The 22,882-nt window shown below is 74.8% G+C and carries 17 protein-coding genes; 10 read left to right on the top strand and 7 right to left on the bottom strand.

Features of this window, described 5'->3' with window-relative positions; genetic code table 11:
• From RZ50_RS26570 to RZ50_RS26560, 3 genes are all read left to right on the top strand, one after another.
• Entirely contained in the window at positions 1–3,810 is a 3,810-nt protein-coding gene (locus RZ50_RS26570; RefSeq protein WP_196949669.1) for a DUF5682 family protein, read from the top strand.
• A gap of 2 nt (positions 3,811–3,812) precedes the next feature.
• Positions 3,813–5,798: a hypothetical protein gene (locus tag RZ50_RS26565; protein ID WP_308272308.1), complete on the top strand. Its 1,986-nt coding sequence runs from the start codon at positions 3,813–3,815 to the stop codon at positions 5,796–5,798.
• Positions 5,799–5,909: 111 nt separating this feature from the next.
• Positions 5,910–6,398, top strand: a complete 489-nt coding sequence (locus RZ50_RS26560) for a MarR family winged helix-turn-helix transcriptional regulator (RefSeq protein ID WP_196949667.1) — start codon at positions 5,910–5,912, stop codon at positions 6,396–6,398.
• 40 nt (positions 6,399–6,438) lie between these two features.
• Here the strand turns inward: RZ50_RS26560 and RZ50_RS26555 are convergent, their stop codons facing one another.
• The 5 genes from RZ50_RS26555 to RZ50_RS26535 form a co-directional block, all read right to left on the bottom strand.
• The gene (locus tag RZ50_RS26555) at positions 6,439–7,014 is read right to left on the bottom strand and encodes an ATP/GTP-binding protein (protein WP_254803060.1); all 576 of its coding nucleotides are present in this window, start codon (positions 7,012–7,014) and stop codon (positions 6,439–6,441) included.
• A gap of 78 nt (positions 7,015–7,092) precedes the next feature.
• A complete protein-coding gene (locus RZ50_RS26550; RefSeq protein ID WP_196949666.1) occupies positions 7,093–7,476 on the bottom strand; it encodes a DUF742 domain-containing protein in 384 nt (127 codons plus the stop codon).
• Positions 7,473–7,904: a roadblock/LC7 domain-containing protein gene (locus RZ50_RS26545; protein WP_196949665.1), complete on the bottom strand. Its 432-nt coding sequence runs from the start codon at positions 7,902–7,904 to the stop codon at positions 7,473–7,475. The genes RZ50_RS26550 and RZ50_RS26545 overlap by 4 nt, the downstream gene beginning before the upstream one ends.
• On the bottom strand, positions 7,904–10,054 hold the full coding sequence (locus RZ50_RS26540) for an ATP-binding protein (RefSeq protein WP_196949664.1): 2,151 nt from the start codon (positions 10,052–10,054) through the stop codon (positions 7,904–7,906). Before RZ50_RS26540 ends, RZ50_RS26545 begins: the two co-directional genes overlap by 1 nt.
• A 460-nt stretch (positions 10,055–10,514) precedes the next feature.
• Positions 10,515–11,789 carry an acyl-CoA dehydrogenase family protein gene (locus tag RZ50_RS26535; RefSeq protein WP_374199987.1) on the bottom strand — a complete coding sequence of 425 codons (1,275 nt, stop codon included), beginning with the start codon at positions 11,787–11,789 and terminating at the stop codon, positions 10,515–10,517.
• 424 nt (positions 11,790–12,213) lie between these two features.
• Here RZ50_RS26535 and RZ50_RS26530 point away from each other — a divergent pair, with 424 nt between their 5' ends.
• The 3 genes from RZ50_RS26530 (at position 12,214) to RZ50_RS26520 (ending at position 17,652) form a co-directional block, all read left to right on the top strand.
• A complete protein-coding gene (locus RZ50_RS26530) occupies positions 12,214–13,290 on the top strand; it encodes a GAF domain-containing protein (RefSeq protein WP_196949663.1) in 1,077 nt (358 codons plus the stop codon).
• Between the two features lie 317 nt (positions 13,291–13,607).
• Positions 13,608–15,182, top strand: coding sequence for a lipase maturation factor family protein (locus tag RZ50_RS26525; RefSeq protein ID WP_254803289.1), 1,575 nt, complete (start codon positions 13,608–13,610; stop codon positions 15,180–15,182).
• 205 nt (positions 15,183–15,387) lie between these two features.
• Positions 15,388–17,652, top strand: a complete 2,265-nt coding sequence (locus tag RZ50_RS26520) for a hypothetical protein (protein ID WP_217680858.1) — start codon at positions 15,388–15,390, stop codon at positions 17,650–17,652.
• 88 nt (positions 17,653–17,740) lie between these two features.
• Here RZ50_RS26520 and RZ50_RS29490 read toward each other — a convergent pair whose 3' ends face one another.
• Positions 17,741–18,397 carry a lytic transglycosylase domain-containing protein gene (locus tag RZ50_RS29490; protein WP_196949660.1) on the bottom strand — a complete coding sequence of 219 codons (657 nt, stop codon included), beginning with the start codon at positions 18,395–18,397 and terminating at the stop codon, positions 17,741–17,743.
• 64 nt (positions 18,398–18,461) lie between these two features.
• Here RZ50_RS29490 and RZ50_RS26510 point away from each other — a divergent pair, with 64 nt between their 5' ends.
• The gene (locus tag RZ50_RS26510; protein ID WP_196949659.1) at positions 18,462–18,677 is read left to right on the top strand and encodes a hypothetical protein; all 216 of its coding nucleotides are present in this window, start codon (positions 18,462–18,464) and stop codon (positions 18,675–18,677) included.
• Positions 18,678–18,839: 162 nt separating this feature from the next.
• Here RZ50_RS26510 and RZ50_RS26505 read toward each other — a convergent pair whose 3' ends face one another.
• Positions 18,840–19,736, bottom strand: a complete 897-nt coding sequence (locus tag RZ50_RS26505) for a helical backbone metal receptor (RefSeq protein ID WP_217680857.1) — start codon at positions 19,734–19,736, stop codon at positions 18,840–18,842.
• Positions 19,737–19,891: 155 nt separating this feature from the next.
• Between RZ50_RS26505 and RZ50_RS26500 the strand changes: the two genes are divergently transcribed.
• From RZ50_RS26500 to RZ50_RS26490, 3 genes are read left to right on the top strand one after another with little or no spacing between them, the layout of a single operon-like run.
• Positions 19,892–20,974 carry an ABC transporter substrate-binding protein gene (locus RZ50_RS26500; RefSeq protein WP_196949658.1) on the top strand — a complete coding sequence of 361 codons (1,083 nt, stop codon included), beginning with the start codon at positions 19,892–19,894 and terminating at the stop codon, positions 20,972–20,974.
• 3 nt (positions 20,975–20,977) lie between these two features.
• Positions 20,978–22,069, top strand: a complete 1,092-nt coding sequence (locus RZ50_RS26495; protein WP_308272303.1) for an iron ABC transporter permease — start codon at positions 20,978–20,980, stop codon at positions 22,067–22,069.
• On the top strand, positions 22,066–22,854 hold the full coding sequence (locus RZ50_RS26490; protein WP_196949657.1) for an ABC transporter ATP-binding protein: 789 nt from the start codon (positions 22,066–22,068) through the stop codon (positions 22,852–22,854). The genes RZ50_RS26495 and RZ50_RS26490 overlap by 4 nt, the downstream gene beginning before the upstream one ends.
• Positions 22,855–22,882 lie beyond the last annotated feature (28 nt).

Raw genomic sequence — 22,882 nt, 5'->3', positions numbered from 1 at the left:
ATGACGAGCAGCGCGGTGAAGACCACCCCGGACGGCGCCCTGCACGGTGACGCCTTCCATGGCGGCGCCCTCCATGGTGACGCCCTCCACGGTGAAGCCCGCCGGGACGACGCCCACCCGGAGGTCCGGAGCGAGGCGGAGCGGCTGGCCGGCTCCGGCACCGACCGTCCCGGGCCCTACCTGATCGGCGTGCGGCACCATGCGCCGTCCCTCAGTGCGGTCCTCCCCGCGCTGCTCGACGCGGCCCGGCCCGAGACGGTCCTGGTCGAACTGCCCGCCGAGTTCCAGCCCTGGCTCGACTGGCTCTCCGACGAGGCGACCGAGGCCCCGGTCGCCCTCGCCGCCGCCCCGGCCGGCTCCGACGACACCACCGGACCGGCCTTCTACCCCTTCGCCGACTTCTCCCCGGAACTCGCCGCCCTGCGCTGGGCCCGGCGCAACGGCGTCGAGGCCATCGCCTGCGACCTCCCGCTCGCCCACCGCACCGCCCGGGCCGGAGCGGACCGCCGCCCCGACGGAGGACCGGCCGAGGGACCGGCCGAAGGGCCGGGCGTCGCGGACGCGCTGCGCCACCGCCTCACCGGCCGCGCCTCCGACGAGGACCTGTGGGACCGCCTGGTCGAGACCGCCGCCCCCGGCTCCACCCCGGAAGCCGTGCGCCGCGCCGCCCTGCTGGTCGGCTGGGCGCTGCGCCACGACGCCGAGACCGGCCGGGGCGTCGACCCGTACGACCTGCGCCGCGAGGCCTGGATGCGCGCCCGCATCCGGGCCGCCTCAGCCGACGGCCGCCGGATCGCCGTCGTCGTCGGCGCCTTCCATGCCCCGGCCCTGCTCGACGGGCCGACCGCCGACGAACAGCCGCCCGCCCAGGACGACCCCGGGCACGTCCTGTCCCTGATCCCGTACACCTACCCGCTGCTCGACGCCCGCTCCGGCTACCCGGCGGGCATCCGCGACCCCGAATGGCAGCACACCGTCCTCGACGCGGGGGGAGACCCGGAGCGCCTCGCCGAGGCGCTCACCACCACCGCCGTCCGGATCTGCGCCGCCCTGCGCGCCCAGGACCACCCCTCCGGCCCGGCCGACGCCCGCGAGATCGTCCGCCTCGCCGGCGACCTCGCCCGGCTGCGCGGCCACGCCGCACCGGGCCGCGGTGAACTCGTCGAAGCCGTCCAGACCGTCCTCGCCCAGGGTGAACCCCTCGGCCGCGGCCGGGCCGTCGCCCGCGCCCTTGAACAGGTCCTGGTCGGCACCCGCACCGGACGGCCCACCCCCGCCGCCCCGCGCAGCGGACTCGCCCCCGCCGTGGAGACCCTCCTCGCCGAACTCGGACTCCCCGACCCCACCGACCCGGGCCCGCGCGACCTGCGCCTCGACCCTCTGCGCAGCCCCCTCGACCGGCGCCGCGAGATCCTCCTCCACCGCCTCACCGCCTGCGGCGTCCCCTACGCCGAGCCCCTCACCGGCACCGGCCCAGGCGGCACCGAAACCCTCGGCACCCGCTGGCGTCTGCACTGGACGCCCACCGTGGCGGCCATGCTCACCGTCGCCGGCACCCGTGGCGTCACCCCCGCCCAGGCCGCTGAAGGTGCCCTCCGCAGCCGTCTCACCCACGACCCCACCCCCCGCGAGATCATCGACGGCCTCGCCGCCGCCGCCTCCTGCGCCCTCCCCGCCCTCACCGCCACCCGCCTCACCCAGCTCACCTCCGTCCTTCCCGCCTCCGCCACCCTTCCCGACCTCCTCGACGCCCTCGGCCTCCTCGACCGCCTCACCGCCGGCCACTTCCCCGGCCACACGCCCACCCCGGGCGACGCGGACGAGGTCCGTACGCCCTCGTCCGCCGAGACGCCGTCCCCGGCCGCCCGGAACGTCCCCGCGTCCGGCCCGGTGGAGGATTCCTCATCGCCAACTCCCGTGGATCTCAAGGGAGATGCGCCGTCCTCCTCCGTCGTGGGCGCTGCCCCGCCCAACGCGCCGGGGGGTTCTGCCGTCGGGGTGTCCTCGCCGGAGGCGGCGCTGGAGGCGCTGACCGTCGCCGCGGTGCGGCAGCTGGAGGGAGTCGGCGGCTCGGACGATCCGGCGGATGCGCGGGCGTTGGTGGAGCTGGCGCGGCGGGCGGACCGGCTCGGCGGGGTGCGGCTCGGCCATGCGCTGCGCGAACTCGCGGAGCGGGGCAGCCCGCTGGTGCGGGGTGCGGCCGGGGCGGTGCGGGTGCTGCTCGGGCTGGAGCCGGCCGGGGTGTTCGGCGGGCGCGCCGCGTCCTGGGTGGACGGGGCGACCGACGAGCGGGCGCGGCAGGCGCTCGGCCGGGCGCTGGTCGGTCTGCTGACGGCGGCCGAGGGCCTGTTCGACAGTGCGCCGGAGACGCTCGAACCGGTGCTGGAGCAGGTCACCTCGATGTCCGACGACGCGTTCCTGGACCGGCTGCCCGCGCTGCGCGGCGGCTTCGACACGCTCAGCCCGGCCGCCCGCGACCGGCTGCTGGCCCTGGTCGAGGAGCGCCTGGGCGCCCGGCTCGCCGCCCTGCCGGAGGACACCGCCCCGGCCGTGGTGGCGCGCTGGGCCCGCGCCGACCTGCTCGCCCGCACGGCGCTCGCCGGCCGCGGCCTCCTGCCGACCCCTGCCGAACACCCGGAGCCGACCCCGGTCCCCGGCCCAACCCCCACCCCCGTGGAACGGGGTGCGGAGCCGGTGCCCCACACCCTCACCCCCGCCGAGCGCTGGCGCCTGCTGCTCGGCCGCCCGGGTGCGGGCGGCCAGTCCGGCCGCTGTGCCCGACTCGCCACCGCGCTCGACGAGTTGTACGGCAGCGGGCACGGCGAGGGTTCGGGCCCGAGCCTGGACGGCAGGTCCGGCGGCCGCGAGGCGCCGTTCCCCGGCGTACGGGAGTGGGCGGAGGAGCTGGAGTCGCTGTTCGGCCCGGGCGTACGGGAGGAGGTGCTGGCGGCCGCCGTGGTCAAGGGCCGGACGGACGTCCTGGAGACGATCGACCCGTCCGCCGTCCGCCCGTCCGTCGACCTGCTGCGCACGGTGCTGGATCACGCGGGCGGTCTGCCCGAGGCCCGGGTGGCCAGGCTGCGTCCGCTGGTGCGGCGCCTGGTGGACGAGTTGAGCCGCGAGCTGGCGACCAGGCTGCGTCCGGCGCTGACCGGGATCAGCGTGCCGCGCCCGTCCCGTCGCCCGGGCGGCGGCCTGGACCTCGACCGGACGATCCGGGCCAACCTCGCCACCGCCCGTCCCGCGCCGGACGGCGTCGGCACCCTGATCGTGCCCGAGCGCCCGGTGTTCCGGACGAGGGCCCGGCAGGCCAACGACTGGCGGCTGATCCTGGTGGTGGACGTGTCCGGGTCGATGGAGGCCTCCACGGTCTGGGCGGCGCTCACCGCCTCGATCCTGGCCGGGGTGCCGTCGCTGAGCACCCACTTCGTCGCCTTCTCCACCGAGGTCCTCGACCTCACGGAACGGGTGGCGGATCCGCTGAGCCTGCTGCTGGAGGTGCGGGTCGGCGGCGGCACCAGCATCGCGACCGGGCTGCGGTACGCGCGGGAGCTGGTGACGGTGCCCTCCCGGACGCTGGTCGCGGTGGTCAGCGACTTCGAGGAGGGCGGCCCGGTCACCGGGCTGCTGGCCCAGACCCGGGCGCTGGTGGACTCCGGTGTGCACCTGCTCGGCTGCGCGGCGCTGGACGACACCGGGACGGCGCGTTACTCGAAGGCGGTCGCGGGCCAGCTGGTCGCGGCCGGGATGCCCGTGGCGGCACTGAGCCCGCTGGAACTGGCCCGCTGGGTGGGGGAGAAGGTGCGATGAGCGTGACGGCACACACGAACGACTGGCCGGGCGTCCGGCCGGAGGTGGTCGCCGAGGTGGTGGCCGGGCTGAGCGCCCGCCTCCAGAAACGGCTGGACGCCGCGGCGGCGAAGCTGGCGCAGCGCCCGGTGGCCCGCGAGGGCGACGAGTGGCGGGTGCGGGTGGACGAGGAGGCCCTGCTCGTCCTGCACGCCCCGGGCGGGGTGGTCGCCGGCCCGGACGACGTCCGCTGCGGCTGCCTGCTCGCCCCGGCCTGCGTCCACCGCGCCGCGGCCGTCACCCTCTGCCCGCTCGCCGAAGCGGCCGAACCCGCCGAAGCACCAGGGCTCGAACCGGCCCCGCGAGCCGCATCCGCATCCGGATCCGAACCCGGACCGGGCGCGAAGGCGACCCCCGAGCCCACGCCGCCCGCCCCCCTCACCCCCACCGAGCTCGCCGCGGCCCGCCACCTCCACCGGGCCGCCTGCGCCGTGCTCGCCGCCGGGGTGAGCGGAGCGGGCGCCGTCTCCCAGGCCGAGCTGCTGCGCGCCGCCCACCAGGTACGACTGGCGGGCCTGTACCGCCCGGCCGCCGCGGCCGTCGCCGTGGCGACCAGGGTCCGGGCGGCGCGCACCGGAGCACCCGACCACCGGCTGGCGGACCTGGTGGCCGACCTGCGCGACCTCCTCGGCCTCACCAACGCCCTGACCACCAGCGCCCTGACCGTCGACTCCGGCCACCCGCCCGCCGAACTGCGCGGCACCGCCCGCCAGACGTACACCGAGGAGGGCGACCTGCGGCTGTACGGGCTGTTCGCCGAGCCGGTGCTGACCGCCACCCACGCGGGGGCGGTCAGCTGGGCGGTGGACGCCGACGGTCGGCTCAGCACGGTCGCCGAGGTGACCCCGCACGGCAATGCCGCGACCGCCGCGCCGCTCGCGGTCGGGGCGGGCAACCGGACGGTCCGGCTGGGCGACGCCGTGCTCAGCCACCGCGAGTTCAGCCGCGCCGGGCTGGCCGTCCAAGGGGCGACCAGGTCCGCCAGCGGGCGGCTGGGTGCCGGGGCCTCCGTCCGCGCGGTGCGTGCCGCGGGCGCGGAGTGGACGGCGCAGCCGGCCGCCGGGCTCTGGTCCGAACCACCGTCCGCCCAGGTGGCCCGGGCGCTCGCGGCGCAGGAGCTGCCGTACGAGAGCCGGCCGGCCGGCAGCGACCTGCTGTTCCTGGACGTCGCCCTGCTGGGCGCCGCCCCGGCCGGTCCGGGAGGGGCGTCCCGGCTGCTCGCCCGCGTGGCCGGGAGCGGGCTCGTGATCGCGCTGCTTCCAGGTCACGCGCACCCCGACCTGGCCTTTCGGGCGAACCTCGCCCTGCTCGCCACCACGCCCGGCCTGCGGCTACGGGTGATCGGCCGCCTGGAGCGGGCGGACCGTCCGGAGCTGCGCCTGCTCGCGATCGGTACGCCCCCGGACGCCCCCGAGCCGCTCGCCCTTCCCGCGGAGCGGGCGGGCCGGGTCAACCTCGGTCTGGAACGACTGCAGACCGCCGACCTCCCGGCGGGACTTGCCGCCGCACCGCCCGTCGCCACACCTCCCGTCCTCGTCCCCGTCGTGCCCCCGGCCGGGCCGCCGGTGCACGTGCTCGGCCGCCGGGTGGAGCAGACGGTCACCACCGGTCGGCACGCCCTCGCCCCGAGCGAGGCCACGGCGGCGGCCGACCGGAGTCTGCTGCGCGCCGCCGGGCTGACCACCGCCGCCCAGCTCCTGGACGGCCTGCGGGCCGCTGCGGCGAACCAGCGGCGGGACGTGTTCGGCCGGACGGTCCCGGACGACCACGACGCCTTCGCCACCGCTTGGCTCGCCGCCGCCGGCTACATCGAGGCGCTGGCGACCGCGCTCTGCTCAGCGGCCTGGGAGGACGCGGAAGCCGGGGCGGAGCCGGAGGCCGGAGCGGAAGCGCAGGTCAGGGCGGAGGAGGTGGCAGAAGGAAAGGAGATCTCCGCCGGAAAGGTATAAGTCGAAGTATTTGCACAGACCGATAATCCGCGCAGACTGGCATACTTGTCGGAGAGGAGACGTTACACGACGCAACAAGACGCACGGGCGAACACGAAGGGAAGGCGAGCCATGGGGATCCGCGACGACGACGCCGAGGTCCGGGCCAGCGGCTGGCGCACGCTCGCCGCACTGCACGGGCTGATCGACACGGCGCTGGAGAAGGCGCTGCAGGCGGAGCACCGGCTCTCGGTGGTCGAGTACACCGTGCTGGAGGCGCTGTCCCGGCAGGACGGCTGGCACATGCGGATGCAGCAGCTGGCCCGGGCGGCGGCGCTGAGCAGCAGTGCGACCACTCGCCTGGTCGCCCGGCTGGAGGACCGCGGCCTGCTCAGTCGCTACCTCTGCGCGGACGACCGGCGTGGCATCTACACCGAGCTGACGCCGGAGGGCCGCGCCCTGCTGGACGCCGCCCGTCCGGTGCACGACGCCACCCTGGAGGCGACCCTGGCGCAGGCGGCCGAGCTCCCCGAGCTGGCCCCGCTGGTCGGCGCGCTCTCCGAACTCACCCCTGCGAAGGCGCTCACCCCCGCGCGGGCACTCACCCCCGCGAAGGCGTAGCGCCCCTGGGCGGAGGAAGGGCGCACGCCCCCGGGCGGCCTCACCGCCGCCCGGCCGCCAGCGCGTCCCGGTGCACCCGGTCGAGCAGGGCGAGCAGCAGTTCCTTGCTGGACGCCCGCTCCCGGACGTCGCAGAGCACGACCGGCACCTCGGGCCCGAGGTCGAGGGCGCGCCGGACGTCCTGCGGGGTGGCCTCGCGGCGGCCGTGGAAGCAGTTGACGCCGATCGCGAACGGGATGCCGCGCTGCTCGAAGAAGTCCACGGCGGCGAAGCTGGACTCAAGCCGCCGGGTGTCCGCGAGGACGATCGCCCCGAGGGCGCCGAGCGCGAGGTCGTCCCACATGAACCAGAACCGGAACTGCCCGGGTGTGCCGAACAGGTAGAGCACCAGGTCCTCGCGGACGGTGATCCGCCCGAAGTCCATCGCCACCGTGGTGGTGGACTTGTCCTGCACGCCGTCGAGACTGTCGATCCCGATGCTGGCGCGGGTCATCCGCTCCTCGGTCTGCAGCGGTTCGATCTCGCTGACCGAGCCGACCATGGTGGTCTTCCCGACGCCGAAGCCGCCGGCGACGAGGATCTTGACCGCGCCCGGCACCAGGCTCTGGGTCGTCAATTCGGGTCTCCTGGAAGGGAACTGGGAGTTTCTGGGGCCGCGCTCGACGGGGCTGGGCTCGGTGGTGGGGCCCGCCGGTCAGAGCCGGCGGACGCCCTCGATCACGGCCTGGATCAGCGAGATGTCCGGTGCCTCGGCGAGCTGGACCGGGGCGCGGGTGAGGATCAGCCGGGCCTCCGCCAGGTCGTCCAGCAGCACCTTGACCACGCTCACCGGCAGGTCCATCGTGGCCGCGATCTCGGCCACGGCCAGCGGGCGTTCGCGGCACAGGTCGAGGATCGTGGCCGGTTCGGGCGTCAGCCGGCTGGTGTCGGTGCGCGGGTCGGCGGTGACCACCAGGGTGATCAGCGCGAAGCCGTCACGGACCGGGCCGGTGCGCCCGTTGGTGATCGCGTAGGGGCGGACCAGATGACCGGCGTCCTTGTCGTAGAACCAGCCCTCGTCGGCGTCGGCGGTGGTCACGCACCGCCACCCACGCCGACCTGGCCCGCGTCGCTGCGCGGCGCCGCGGTGAGGTACTGGCCGACCTGCTTGACCAGCATGTTGATCTCGTAGGCCATCAGGCCGGCGTCCACCTGCTCGCTGGTGAGGACGGCGAGTCGGGCGCCCTGTCCGGCGGTGGTGACGAACAGGAACAGCTGGTCCATCTCGACCACGGTCTGTCGGACCCGCCCGCCGTTGAAGCGGTGCCCGGCGCCGCGGGCGAGGCTCTGCAGCCCGGAGGCGACGGCGGACAGGTGCTCGGCGTCGGCCCGGTCGAGACCCTGGGACATGCCGACCAGCAGGCCGTCCTCGGAGAGGACGATGGCGTGCCGGGTCTCGGGTACCCGCGCCACGAGCTGGTCCAGCAGCCAGTTGAGGTCGCGCTGGGTGTCGTCGTGCTGCGTCATCACTGCTGTTCCTTGGCTTCCTGAACGGCGGAGGCTTCCGCGGGGGCTTCCTGTGGGGCGGAAGGTGCCGCCGGGTTGGCGGGCATGGCGGGCGCGTCCGGTTCGGGACCGGCCGCGCGGGCGCTCCGGGTGCCGCGCTGGATGGCGGCCATGGTGGCGCGGGAGCGCGCCGGTGAGGGGTCGTCGGAGCCGGCGTGCCGGGGACCGGTCGGGGCGGCGGGGGTCCCGTACGGTGGCGTGGCCGTCGACGGCGGCGGCATCATGGCGCCGGGCGCGTTGGCCTCGCGGAGCTGCTCGGCGAGGCTGGCGTTGCGGACCCGCTGCGGCAGGACCCGCGGGGTGCGCAGTTCGCCGTCCGGGCCGTGCTCCACGTGGTCCTCCTGCGGGCGTTCGTGGGTGGGCGTCGAGCGGTCGGCGGGGACCTCGTCGAAGCCGGCCGCCGGGTCCGCGAGCGGTCCGTCCGCCATGGGGCCCGCCGGGGCACCGGCCGGGTCGAGCGGGTCGCCCGGACCGTTCGGGAGCTCGTACGGGCGCGGCAGCGCGGGCCTGGGGAGGACCACGGCCCCGGGCAGCCCGGGGATCTCGGCGCCGACCGGCAGTCCGCCGCCGGCGGGCCCGTTCGGTCCGGCGGTGTCCGTGGGCGAAACGGCCGTGCCGCCGTCCTGCGGGGCGTTCCCCCCGGCGTTCCGGCCGACCACCTCACCGATGACCACGTCGCCACCGAGGCCGCCACCGCCACCGCCACCGACGCCGACACCGACACCGAGGCTGCCACCGACGCCGTCACCGGCCGCACCGCCGCCGCCGACCAGCCCGCCGTCACCCTCGGTGGTCGCCGTCTGCGGCTCGGGCGCGCCACCGGCGGGGCCGCCGCCCAGCAGCCCGCTGAGCACCCCGGCCAGCGCGCCGGACAGCTCCTCGTCGACCTCCCCGAGGTCGCCGTCCGCCATCGGCTGCGGCTCCGGCACCGGGGTCCGGGTGACCCGGGCGCCGGACGGCAGTCCGGGCACCGTGGCCGGCTGCTCGGCCTGCTCCAGCAGCACCGAGGGCACCAGCACCACGGCCCGGGTGCCGCCGTACGGCGAGGGCCGCAGGGTGACCTGGATGTCGTGCCGGGCGGCCAGCCGCGCGACGACGAACAGGCCGAGCCGCAGGTCGTCGCCGAGCGCGGAGACGTCCAGCTCGGGCGGGTTGGCCAGGTACTCGTTGAGCCGCTCGTACTCCTCCTCGGTCATGCCGAGGCCGCGGTCCTCGACCTCGACCGCCAGGCCCTTGGGGACCTCCTGCGCGGAGACCTGCACCTGGGTGTACGGCGGGGAGAAGGTGGTGCCGTTCTCGATCAGCTCGGCGACGAGGTGGATGACGTCGGCGACGGCCTGCCCGCTGAGCGAGGCGCGCGGCACGCCCTGGACGACCACGCGGGCGTAGTTCTCGGTCTCGGAGACGGCGCTGCGCAGCACGTTGACGATGGGCACGGCGTTGCGCCAGCGCCGGGCGGGCAGCGCGCCGCCGAGGATGACCAGGTTCTCGGCGTTGCGCCGCATCCGGGTGGCCAGGTGGTCGACGGCGAACAGCTCGCGCAGCAGCTCGGGTTCCTCGTGCTCGCGCTCCAGCGCGTCGAGCATGCTGATCTGCCGGTGGATCAGGATCTGGGTGCGCCGGGCGATGTTGAGGAAGACCTTCTTCGTCCCCTCGCGGCCCTGCGCCTGGTGGACGATGGCGGCGACGGCGGCCTGCCGGACGGCGGCCAGGCCGTCGGAGGTCTGCTGGACCTCGTCGCCGAGCCGCCGGGACGGCGACCAGGCGGGCGGGGTGGGCACCGCCTCCCCGGCGCGCAGCCGGCCGACGACCTCGGGGATCTCCTGCTGGGCGAGCGCGATGGTGTCGGCGCGCAGCCCGGCCAGCCGGGTGGCCAGCGCCCGGGCGGCCCGGACGCCGCGGACCAGGCTGACCAGCACGACCACGGCGACGAGGACGGTGCCGACCAGCAGCGCGGTGCGGTGTCCGGCGTCGCGCAGCAGGTAGGCGGCGTAGCCCCAGGCGGCGGCGAGGCCCAGGCTGGGAACCAGCACGAGGGCGAGGAGCGAGCTGCGGAGGGAGCCGGACCGGCCGGCGCGGTGGCCCGTGCGGGGGGCCGATATGCCTGGCATCTGATTCCTTGTTGCAGGGCCGAGTTGCAGGCCGGGTCGCGGGGCCGAACGGCGCGGTCGGCCCGGGAGGCCCGGTCGGGCTTCAGGGCGCCGGGGCCGGGGTTGCCGGAGTCGGTGACGCGGTGTCACCGTCCGGACGGGGTGCTGCACGGCCGCCGACGGCAGGAAACCTATCAGTCCCGGGTGCCCTCATCGCAACATCAACTGACGATATGTGAACGGCCGATGGCGGCGTCGCTCTTTTCGGACGCGGGTGTTCGCTGACGGAACGTCGCAGCTCAGCGCGGTTGCCGCGAAGCGGAGACGGCTCCCCGGGAGGCGGCGGGACCTCCCGGAGAGCCGTCAGGAGCAGGGCGAACAATCGACGGGCCGAACGTTGGCGGCCGTTCGACACGTTGGCCCCGCGGGCCGCTTCGGCGCTTCGGCGCTTCGGCCCGTCGGCCCGTCGGGCCGGACGGGTTCAGCCCGCCAGCGGCATCTGCACCACCTGCGCGCCCGGCCCCCTCCGCCCCGCCGCCTCGGCCTCCAGCTGGTTGAGCTCGGTCCACGCCCAGCTCGCCACGTCGGACAGCTCGGCCGACCACTGCTTGCCGTAGGTGCCGGAGGCCACCTGCCCGAGCCGCAGCTTCTGGACGTCGGAGGTGCCGGCGGGGGCGTAGATGTGGGTGGCGTCGCGCAGGTAGCGGATGATGTTGTGCTCCTCCTGCGTGCCGCGGGCGGCGAAGATCTCCATCGCGGTGCGCGCCGAGTCCATCGCGTACTCGGTGTTGATCAGCTTGGCGTTCATCAGCTCGGCGTCGCAGGGCTCGCCGAGGTCGAGCAGGTGCGAGGCGTGGTAGACGGCCAGCTTGGCCGTCATCAGCCGGGACTGCATCTCGCCGAGCTTCAGCGCGACGCTGTTCAGCTGGTTGAGCGGCTTGCCGTACAGCACCCGCTCCTCGGCGTAGCGGACGGTGTCCTCCACGACGGCGACGTGGATGCCGAGCGCGACGGCGCCGAGGTTCAGCCGGCCGTACAGGGTGGAGGAGGAGTAGGCGACGTCGAGGCCCTGGCCCTCCTCGCCGAGCCGGTTGCGCGCCGGCACGCGGCAGTCCTCGAAGACGAGTTCGCCGAAGCTGAAGCCGTGCAGCCCGCCCTGGGTGCCGCTGTCGCCCGCGCGGAAGCCGGGCCGGTCGCTCTCGACCAGGAAGACGGAGAGCCCCCGGCTGCCCTCGCCGGTGCGGAAGACCACGCCGTGGACGTCGCCGATGTGCGAGTTGCCGACGAACACCTTGCGGCCGTTGAGCACGTACTCGTCGCCCTCGCGGCGGGCGGTGCCGGCCATGCCGAGCACGTGGCCGCCGGACTCGGGCTCGGTGACCGCGATGGTCGGCAGGGACTCCCCGGAGGCGAACCTCGGCAGCCACTCGCGCCGCTGGGCGTTCGAGCCGAAGTGGATGACCTTGGCGACGCCGAGCTGCGAGGCCTGGGCCATCGCGCCCATCGCGCCGCTGACCCGGGCCAGTTCCTCCACGATGACGGTCTTGGCGAGGTGCCCGAGCCCCAGGCCGCCGAACTCCTTCGGGATCGTCACGCCGATCCAGCCCCGGCGGGCGATCTCGCGCGAGAGCTCGAACTCGATCTCCCGGTCGGCCTCCATCCTGGCCACCTGCGGACGTACCTCCTTCTCCGCGAACTCACGGACCTCCGCCCGGAGGCTCTCGTGCCGTTCATCGGTGAAGTAGTCCATCGCCATGCTCTGGTCCTCTCGTCCTCGGTGGGTGTCGTGCCTCCGTTCGCGCCGACGATGCCGCTCCGGCCGCGCCCCCCGGGGATTCGGTGGGGGTGGGGAGGTGTGGCGGCCGATCGCCCCATTGCAACCGGGTGCATGCGGACCTTGGAACGGGGTCTCCCGGGGTCGGGTACTACCGTCCGTGTCTTCGGCAGGGCTCATTGTCATATGTGCACACCGACTCCACACATAGTCGATCTTGGATTGGCGGAATTCGACCCGTTCTTTTCCTGAGGGGTTTCGAGCCACGACTGGCCGGGAATCGATGTCGGCCCTTCGGACCGTCCGCAGTCGGCCGCTCACATGCCGTTTTGACTGTTCATCAGCAAGGGCTTACGAACGGTCCCGGTCGCACCGTGACGCCCGGATGTCTGATTACATGTGCGCCATGACTGATGTGATGAGCACTCAAGGCCAGTTCCCGGGTGCCGCCGGGGAGTCCGAGCGGACCCGCAGGCTGCGCAGCCTGGGTCTCAACGAACCGTCCGCGGACGAGGCCTTCGACCGCTTCGCCCACCTGGCAGCCAGCATCACCCGCGCTCCCATCGCGATGGTCAACTTCATCAACGACGAGCGCCAGATGTTCCGGGGGCTCTACATTCCGCCAAACTCGAACGAGGCGGCGGTCGAAGAAGGCGCCTCCTGGGCGGACCGGGGCATCGCCTTCGACCTGCCCACCCGGCAGATGCCGTTGAGCCACGGCTTTTGCCCGCATGTGGTCGCCCAGCGCTCACCCCTCGCGCTGGACGACATCCTCGCCTACCCCCGGTTCGCCGGGAACCCGGTCGTGGACGAACTCGGCGTCCGGGCCTACCTCGGCGCCCCCCTCGTCGACGACACCAACACCGTCATCGGCACCGTCTGCGTCCTCGACCGGGAACCCCGGCAGTGGGGGCGCGAGCGGCTGCGCGACATCCAGCACCTCGCCGAGGCGCTGCTCTCCGAGATCCGGCTGCGCGACAACCTGCTCGCCCAGCAGCAGGAGATGTTCGCCGCCTTCGACGGCTCCCCGTTCCCCATCATGCTCACCGACGGCCCCGGCCAGGAGATCCGCTACGCCAACGCCCAGCACGCCGACACCTTCGGCGCTCCGGTGGCGTACGGGTCGATCGGCTCGGCCTACCCGCAGCTCGGCGGGGCCGGCCTCCAGCAGGCCGTCGCCGAGGCGTACCACACCGGCCGCACCACCGTCCTCAACAACGTCCGGATCCAGTCAGGCCGCCCCGAGGCGCAGCGCATCCAGCAGATCTTCAGCTTCACCTGCACCCCGCTGCGCGCCGCGCGCACCGGCCAGGTCAACGGTGTCCTCACCGTCGGCATGGACGTCACCGCGCAGTCCCGCACCGAGGAGGAGCTCGGCACCCTCGCCGCGCTCCTGGTCGACCGGCTCCAGCAGAACGGCTCCGCCACCTCGGCCGGCCGTCCGGGCATCGCCGGCGGGTCCGGACTCGTCCTGCCGAGCTGAACCCCCGACCCGCCGCCCGTGCGCGGCACCGCGGCTCCACCCGTCCGCACCACCACCCGTACCGACCACCGCCGTGGCGGGGCGCCTCTCACCCCCGAGGAGAGGCTCCCCGCCGCGGTGCCGTCCGGGGCCGTACGGTTCACGGCACTTCGCGGCCCGCGCGTTCGTCCGCCGCCCGTCCATTGCCCGCGCGTTCGTCCGCCGCCCGTTCGCCCGTTCGCAGTCCGTTCGTCCGTCCGGGCCGAGTGGGTGAACCGGCCGCCGCCCGCGCCCCGGCCGGGCCCGACCGGCGGCCGCCGATGGTAGGCATGGGCCGCATGGACTGGTTCGCCGCCCCCGACTACTGGCTGAGCCGGCTGCTCGTCCAACGCCTGCTCGCCGGCCTCTACCTGATCGGATTCCTGGCCGCCGCCGCACAGTTCCGCGCCCTCATCGGCGCCGACGGCATGCTGCCGGTGCCCCGCTTCACCGCCCGCGTCCCGTTCCGCCGGGCGCCCGGCATCTTCCACCTCCACTACAGCGACCGCTTCTTCGCCGCCGTCGCGTGGAGCGGAGCCGCCCTGGCCGCCGCCGTCGCCGCCGGGCTCGGCGACGCCGTCCCGCTGTGGGCGTCGATCCTCCTCTGGGCGGTGCTCTGGGTCCTCTACCTCTCCATCGTCAACGTCGGGCAGACCTGGTACTCCTTCGGCTGGGAGTCCCTGCTGCTCGAAGCGGGCTTCCTCGCCGCCTTCCTGGGCAACGCCGACACCGCCCCGCCGACCCTGGTGCTGTGGCTGCTGCGCTGGCTCCTCTTCCGGGTCGAGTTCGGCGCCGGACTGATCAAACTGCGCGGCGACCGTTGCTGGCGCGACCTGACCTGCCTGCGCTACCACCACGAGACCCAGCCCATGCCCGGACCGCTCAGCTGGTTCTTCCACCACCTGCCCGACCCGGTGCACCGGGCCGAGGTCGCGGCCAATCATTTCGTCCAACTCGTCGTACCGGTCTGCCTGTTGCTCCCACAGCCGGTCGCGACCTACGCGGCCTGCGCCGTCGTCGCCACCCAGCTGTGGCTGGTGGCCTCCGGCAACTTCGCCTGGCTCAACTGGCTGACCATCGTCCTCGCCCTCGCCGCCGTCGAACCGGCCCGCCTCGGCCTGCCCGTCCACACCCGCACCCGCCCCGGAGCCCCCGTCTGGTACCAGGTGCTGGTGATCGCGCTCACCGTCCTCATCGTCGTCCTCAGCTACTGGCCGGTGCGCAACCTGGTCTCCCGCGGCCAGGTGATGAACCGCTCCTTCAACCGGCTGCACCTCGTCAACACCTACGGCGCCTTCGGCAGCATCAGCCGACTGCGCCAGGAGGTCGTGGTCGAGGGCACCGACGAGGCCCTCCTCACCCCCCACACCGTCTGGCGCGAGTACGGCTTCAAGGGCAAACCCGGCGACGTGCGCCGTCTTCCGCGCCAGTACGCCCCCTACCACCTGCGGCTCGACTGGCTGATGTGGTTCGCCGGCATCTCGCCCACCTACGCCCACCCCTGGTTCCTGCCCTTCGTCGCCCGCCTGCTGGCCGGCGACCGGGCCACCCTGCGACTGCTGCGCCACAACCCCTTCCCCGACACCCCGCCGACCCACGTCCGGGCGACCCTCTACCTCTACCGGTTCACCGGATGGCGCGAACTGCGGGAAACCGGCGCGTGGTGGCACCGCACCGCGCTCCACGAGTACCTCGCACCGGTTGACCTGACCACCCTCAGCCGGGCCGGGTACCGGCCGCCGCTCGGCCGGCCCGCCCGCCCCACCCGTCACGTCCCGCTCGACCGGCTGCGGCGGCCCCGCCCACCCCGGACGGAGCACCCCCGCCACCCGTCCGGACCAGCGCAAGACCACCCGGGTGGCCCTCCCGAGTAGCGGCCAGGCGGGCGGTATGGCACACGACACCGGCCCGCCGCGGCGGTGGGTGCGTGCAAGGCTCGAACGGGCACCCGTATTCTGGGCCTCCACAACCGGCGGCCCGACCGCGCGCCCCCCGGCCCCGGCCCGGGGCACCCCGCGCAACCGGTCCGCCGCCCCCTCGCCGCCAGCCCCGCCGTCGTCGCCCAGAACCGGACCTCACATGACAGTGCTTCACTCGCGCAACGCCGACGCAGCCGACCCGGCGGATGTCGCCGACGCCGCAGACGTCAAGGACCCCCAGGACGCCGCCGCGGAGCCCGACCTCCGCGAGGACCTCGGCCGCTACGCCGAACTCGGGGCCTTCACGCTCAGCGCCGACACCCACGCCTGGTACGCGGCCGTCGACACCGTCGCCACCCCCGAGGACGCCCGCGCCGCCTCCACCGCGCTCGCCGAACTGCGGGGTTGCGACCTCCAGCAGACGTGGGAAGCCGTGACCGCGCTGGCCGCCGAGGCCAAGCTCGACGAGCCCGACACCGTCGCCAAGACCGCGCTGCTGGTCGAGATGCTCCACCGGGTGCACCGCACGTCCGCCACCCTCACCACCGCCGCGTACGACGCGGACCTCGTCGCCCTCGCCGCCGCCACCGCCGACAGCACCTGGCGCCGCGAGAACGGCGTCAAGCTCTCCTGGCTCCGCGGCCGCTCGCTGCGCAAACAGGCCGCGGCCCTGGCCACCGACCGCAAGGTCCGCCGCGAGGACCTGCACGAGGCCCTCACCTCCGCCGAGATCGAGCGCCGGGCCTGGGCCGCCCTCGCTCCCTCCGGCACCCTCCCGACCGTGCCCGCCGACGGCGCCCTGGTCGAGCGCACCGCGCAGGCCTTCGAGGGGATCAACACCGGCCTGCGCGGCCTCGACCGGCTTCTGCCCGAGCACGACCTGGACGGGCTCGCCTTCGCCGAACTGATCGACCTGGTCGAGCGGCTCGCCGCCGACGAGGGCACCCTCTACCGCCTCCCCACCATCCGCGGCCTGCGCACCGGCCTGGAGGACGCTGGCCTCGGCGACCTGCTCACCGAGCTCGCCGCCGCCAAGGCCGACCGCCGCGCCGCCGAGGCCGCCTTCACGGCCCGCCAGGCGCTGGCCGGCGGGCAGCGGGACGGGCTCGCGGGGGCCGAGGAGCCGGCCGTCGCCGAGGCCTCCGATGCCGAGGAGGCCGCTGCTGAGGCCGCTGCCCGTCAGGCGCTGGCGGGCGGCCAGCGGGACGGGCTGGTGGAGGAGGTGCCGGCTCCGGTGGAGGAGCCGGCCGCCGAGGTTGAGGCCGAGGTTGAGGTTGAGGTTGAGACCGAGGCTGAGTCCGCTGCCGAGGAGACCGTCGAGGCGGCGCCGGGTTCGGACGCGGACTCCGCCGAGGCCGAGCCGGCCGCGGTGGAGCCGGCGGAGGACGCCCCGGCCGCCGTGGTCTCCCTCCCCGCACCCTCCCCGGCCGCCGACGACCTGGTGGCCACCGCGAGCGCTGCGCTGGCCGAGGCCGTTGCTGCGGACGAAGCCGCGGTGGTTGAGGTCGTGGAGCCCGCTGCTGAGGTCGACGTCGTCGAGGGCGCGTCGGTGGAGGCGGCTGAGGTCGAGCCGGTGGCCGAGGTTGTTGAGGCTCCGGTGGTTGAGGTCGTGGAGCCTGCTGCCGAGGTCGACGTCGTCGAGGACGTGCCGGTGGAGGCGGCTGAGGTCGAGCCGGTGGCCGAGGTTGTTGAGGCTCCGGTGGTTGAGGTCGTGGAGCCCGTTGCCGAGGTCGACGTCGTCGAGGACGTGTCGGCGGAGGTCGTGGAGGTTGAGCCTGAGGCCGTCGCCGTTGCGGAGTCGGTCGTCGAGGTTGTTGAGGCTCCGGTCGTCGAGGCCGAGGAGCCCGCTGCCGAGGCCGACGTCGTCGAGGACGCGTCGGCGGAGGCGGCTGAGGTCGAGCCCGAGGCTCCGGTGGTTGAGGTCGAGGAGTCCGCAGCCGAGGTTGCCGAGGTCGAGCCCGAGCCCGAGGCCGTGGCCGTCGAGGAGCCTGCTGCTGAGACTGAGCAGCCGGTTGCCGAGCCGGAGGCGCTCGTAGCCGAGGAGTCGGCCGCCGAGGTCGGGGCCGAGGTCGTCGAGCCGGTCGCCGAGGAAGCCCCGGCCGTCCAGGTCGAGGAGCCGGCCGTCGAGCCCGAGGCCGTTGCGGAGCCCGTCGAGGAAGCCCCCGCCGCCGAGGCGCCCGTCGAGGTGCCCGTCGAGGAGGCCTCCATCGGCCGTCCCGCGAAGCCGGACTTCACCCCCGGCCGCCCCGTGACCGCCTACTCGGCCGACGAACTGCTCGCCGTCGTCCGGTGGGTGGACGGCGACGGTACGAAGCGGAGCAACGAGGAGCTGCTGCGGGCGGCCATGAAGGAGCTGGGCTTCGCCCGGCTCGGCCCCCGGATCAAGGAGGCGCTGGGCGCCGCCGTCACCGCCGCGCGCGGCTGACGTCCGACCGGCCGGCACGAGGCCGCAGGGCCCGGGACGCACTCGCGTCCCGGGCCCTGCGTCGTTCGCGGAGGCCGGCGGGGTGTCGTCAGCCCGCCTTGTTCCACGGCTGGCTGGACATCAGCGCCTTCACGTTGGCCACGTACTGCGGGTTGGGGATGACCAGGCTGCCGACGACCTCGCCGGTGGTCGGGTCGGTGACGGTGTTGTAGTGCACGTTGCCCGCGCCCGCGTTGTACGCGGAGATGACCAGGTCCAGCAGCGGGGTCTTGCCGGTGGCCGGGTCGGGGGAGAGGTCGTACTTGCCGCCGAAGGAGGAGTCGCCGTAGTAGGCGACCAGCCAGTCGAGCAGTTGGGTGCCGAGCTGGACGTTCCCGGTGAGGGTCCTGGCGTCGGAGGTGGTGCCGAACTTGCCGTTCATCCAGCTGACGGTGTTCGGCATGACCTGCATGGTGCCGATACCGCCGTCGCAGGCCAGGATGCCGGACTGCCAGCCGCTCTCCTGCCAGGCGATCGCCTTGACCAGGTTGACCGGCAGCGGCGGGAGCTTGTCGGTGCCGCCGGCACTGAGGCTGAGCACCCGCGGCTGGCCGGCCGCCGTGGTGAGCGCCGCCGCGACGGCCTCCTTGGGCTCGTCGGGCTGCGGCTTGCTCGGCTGGCAGCCGCTCTGAAGCGGCGGTACGTGCGGGGCCGGCGGCGCGGGCGGCGGCGGGAGGGCGACCGCGCCGGGCTTGGCGGTCGGCACCGGTGCCGCGATGACGGGCTTGGCGACCGGCGGCTGGGTGGTGGGAGCGTTACCGGGGGCCGCCTTGGCGCTGCTTGCCGGTGTGCCGGCCGGGGCGGTGCTGGGCGTGGGCCTCACCGACCTGCTCGCGGTGGCGCTCGGGCTGGGGGAGGCGCCGGGGCTCGTCGGTGCCGGGCTGCTCGGCGTCGGGGCGGTGCTCGCGGACGGGCTCGCGCTCGCCGGGTCGTCCGAGGTGGCGGACGCCGCCACGGGTGTGGCGCTCGCCGCCGCGTTCTGGTGACCGTCGGCGTGTTCGGTGCCGCAGCCCGCCAGGACGGCGGTCGAGACGGCCGCGGCTGACACCAGCAGCAGTGTCCGCCGGGTCGTGCTCAGCTTCATCCGTGGTCCCCCCACTCGTCACCGGTGAGCCCGGCGAGTGGCGGTCATCCTACGGTGTGATCGTTTACCCCTGGACGAACGGGTGGTCAATCGCGTGTCGCAGCACTGCCGGGGCCTCCACCAGGGACGGTCCGTACCAGGTCAGGTGCCGTCCACTGACCAGCGCGACCGGGACGCCCGGGAACGCCTCCGGCCCGTCCTCGGCGGTGAACCGGTACGGCTCGTCCGGCAGCACCACCAACTCCGCACCGCAGGCCAGAAGTTCGGGCAGCGGAATGGCCGGGTAGCGCTCGGGGTGCTCGGCGTGGACGAGCCGCAGGCCCAGACGGCGCAGCAGGTCCCCGGCGAAGGTGTCACGGCCGAGCACCATCCACGGACGGCGCCAGATCGGCACGATCGCCCGCACCGGCGCGACCGCCTGCGCGCCGTCCGCCACCGGCCCGTCCGTCACTAGCCCATCCGTCACGGGCCCGTTCGCGCCCGGAACGTCCGTGCTCGGAACGTTCGCGCTCGGCCCGTTCGCCGGCCCGATGTCGCGCCAGGCCGCCTCCGCCTCGTCCAGCCAGTCCGGGCGCGGCAGCCCGCAGGCGACGGTCAGTAGCCGGTCCAGCGAGCGGAACGCGTCCTCCAGGGTGCGGATGTCGGTGACCCAGACCGGCACCCCGGCCGCCCGCAGCGCGTCCAGGTCGGGGCGGCGGTTCTCCTCGTCGTTGGCGAGGACGAGGTCCGGTTCGAGCGCCAGGATGCCCGGTACGTCCGGGTTCTTGGTGCCGCCGATCCGGGTGACGGACAGTTCGGCGGGGTGGCTGCACCAGGCGGTGGCGCCGACCAGCAGGCCGGGCGCGGTGACCGCGACCGCCTCGGTCAGCGAGGGCACCAGCGAGACCACCCGGCGCGGCGGCCGCGCCCCGAGCCGTACGGGCAGGTCGAGGTCGTCGCGCGGGGCGGTGGGTTCGGCCATCCGGCCACCCTACGCGCCGCCTGGCCGGTGGCGGCCGACGGCGGCGGCCCACGATGCCCGTGAATCCCCGGGAACCCGCCGCCGTCGCGGCCCGACTACCTGGTCCGGGTCCGCAGCGCGGGCCGCCAGCACGATCACCCACCAGGAGAGTTGTCATGCGCCCTCGCGTTGTCTGCGGTATCGCGGCCGCCGTCGCCCTGTTCGCCACGGCCTGCGGAAGCGGCGGCGGGGGCGGACGGAGCACCGATGCCACCGCCCAGGCGGCCCCGACCGGCGGATACCCCGTCAAGGTCGCCGACTGCACGGGCCGGGAGACCACCATCGCCAAGGCCCCGCAGAAGATCGTCACCAGCAACGCGGCGAGCCTGGAGATGCTGCTCCAACTCGGCGCGGGCGACCGGGTGGTGGGCACCGGCTTCCCGCCGGGCAAGGGCACCCTGCCCGCCGCTCTGGCCGAGCAGGGCGCCAGGGTGCCGGCGCTCGGCGACAAGACCATCCCCAAGGAGAAGCTGCTCGGCTCCGGTGCCGACCTCTACGTCGACACCTTCGGTGCGATGCCGATGATGGGCGGCGGCGCCACCGGGCCCAGCGAGGAGGAGCTCGCGGCGGCCGGCATCCAGCACGTGTTCCTGCTGTCCACCGCCTGCGCCGGCACCCCGAAGGCCGCCAAGGCGCCGCGCACCGACCTCGCCGGGGTCGAGGACGACCTCCGCCGCCTCGGCGCCGTCACCGGCACCGCCGCCCGCGCCGAGGAACTCGTCACCGGGATGGAACAGCGGATCGGCGAGGTCCGCACCGCGCTCTCCGGCGTCCCGGAGGCACAGCGGCCCGGCTACTTCGTCTTCGACTTCGACGCCGGGACGAAGCAGCCGACCGCCGTCTGCGGGCGGCAGGTCGCCAACGCCGTCATCACCCTGGCCGGGGCCCGCAACGTGTTCGCCGACTGCGACGCCGACTTCAAGCCCGGCTCCTGGGAGGACGTCGTCGCGAAGAACCCGGACTGGATCCAGCTGGCCGTGCGCAACCGGGGCAGCGAGGAGGCCACCCGCAAGGCCTTCGACGACGCCGAGGCGTTCCTGCGGAGCTTCCCCGCGACCCAGGGCCTGAAGGCCGTCCAGGAGGGGCACTTCGTCCGGCTCGGCTCCGAGGTGACCACCATCGCGGGCGTGCGCAACGCCGACGCCGTCCGGCAGATCGCCGCCACCATCCACCCCGACCTCGTCAAGAACGGCCAGTAGACCGTGACTTCGGCCGCCCACGCCGCCGAGGCACGCGACCGCAGCCGCCCGGCCCGCACCCTGCGGGCCGGGCCGCTGGCCGTCGCGCTCGCCGTCGCCCTGCTGCTCGCGCTCACCGCCGCCGTCTCGCTCGGCTCGGTGGACATCCCGCCCGGCGAGGTCTGGTCGGTGGTCGCCCGCCACCTCACCGGGCGGGCCCCCGAACCCGGCACCCGGGACCTCATCGTCTGGCAACTACGCGTGCCCCGCGCCCTGTTGGCGGCCGTGGTGGGCGCCGGGCTCGGCCTGGTCGGCACCGCCGTACAGGCGCTGGTCCGCAACCCGCTCGCCGACCCCTACCTGCTCGGCATCTCCTCCGGCGCCTCCCTCGGGGCGGTCGCCACCATCGTCCTCGGCACCACCCTCGGCCTCCAGCTCTCCTTCGGCAGTGCGCTCGGCCTCACCGTCTCCCTGGCGGCCTTCACCGGCGCGCTCGCCGCGTTCTCCCTGGTCTGGCTGATGGCCCGGCGCGGCGGAGGCTTCTCCCCGCTGCGGCTGGTGCTGGCCGGTATCGGCATCGCCCAGTTCCTCGGCGGCATCACCAGCTACCTCGTGCTACAGACCCGCGACGAACAGCAGACCCGGGGCGTGCTGTTCTGGCTGATGGGCAGCCTCGGCGGCGCCGTCTGGGCCCAACTCGCCCTCCCAGCGCTCGCCGTGGCGCTCGGACTGGCCCTGCTCCAGGCCCGCGCCCGGGGGCTCAACGCGATGCTGATGGGCGACGAGACGGCCGCTGGGCTCGGCGTGGACGTCCCCCGGCTGCGCCGCGAGGTCTTCGTCGTCACCAGCGTGCTCACCGGGGTGCTGGTGGCCGTCTCCGGTGCGATCGGCTTCGTCGGGCTCATGGTGCCCCACGTCTGCCGGCTGCTCCTCGGCGGTGACCACCGGCGGCTGCTGCCGCTGTCCGCGCTCACCGGGGCGCTCCTGCTGGTCGTGGTCGACACCGTGGCCCGCACCGCCCTGGACGGTCAGGAACTGCCGATCGGCGTGGTGACCGCCGTGCTCGGCGCCCCCACCCTGCTCTACCTGCTGGACCGACGACTGGAGCACAAGTGAGGATCGCCGTCGAGGACTTGAGTGTCGCCCTGGCCGGCCGGACGGTGCTGGCCGGGGTCCACCTGATGGCCGAGGAGGGGGAGATCGCCGGGCTGGTCGGCCCCAACGGCAGTGGGAAGTCCAGCCTGTTGCGCACCGTCTACCGGCACCTGCGGCCGAGCGCCGGGCGGGTGGTGCTGGCCGGGCGGGACCTGGCCGGGCTGAGGCCCGCGCAGTCCGCCCGGCACATCGGCGCTCTGCCCCAGGAACGCGGCGGGGACTTCGAGTTGAGCGTCCGAGAGGTGGTCGCGATGGGCCGCACCCCGTACAAGCGGGCGTTCGCGGCCGACGACGCCGAGGACCACCGGATCACCGCCGAGGCGCTCGTCCGGGTCGGCATGGCCGCCGCCGCCGAGCGCCGGTTCTCCCAGCTGTCCGGCGGCGAAAGGCAGCGGGTGCTGCTCGCCCGCGCGCTCGCCCAGCAGCCGGACGTCCTGGTCCTGGACGAGCCGACCAACCACCTGGACGTCCGCCACCAGGTCGAACTCCTCGCCCTGCTGCGGGAACAGCGCCGCACCACCCTGGTCGCCCTGCACGACCTCAACGCCGCCGCCTCGGTCTGCGACCGGCTCCACGTACTGCACCGCGGCGCCCTGGTGGCCTCCGGGGCGCCGCGCGAGGTGCTGACCGCCGAACTGCTCGCCGAGGTCTTCGGAGTCCGGGCCGCGGTGGTCGAACACCCGCTCACCGGCGATCCGCTGATCGCCTTCGACCACCGCGCCCCGGCGGACTCCCCGCCGGCCTAGCGCCGTATCGGGCCGGCCGTCAGTGGTG

Origin of the sequence: Kitasatospora sp. SUK 42 (assembly GCF_015776785.2) — a bacterium.
In the GTDB taxonomy this organism is placed as follows: domain Bacteria; phylum Actinomycetota; class Actinomycetes; order Streptomycetales; family Streptomycetaceae; genus Kitasatospora.
This window is presented reverse-complemented; position numbering and strand designations above follow the sequence as displayed.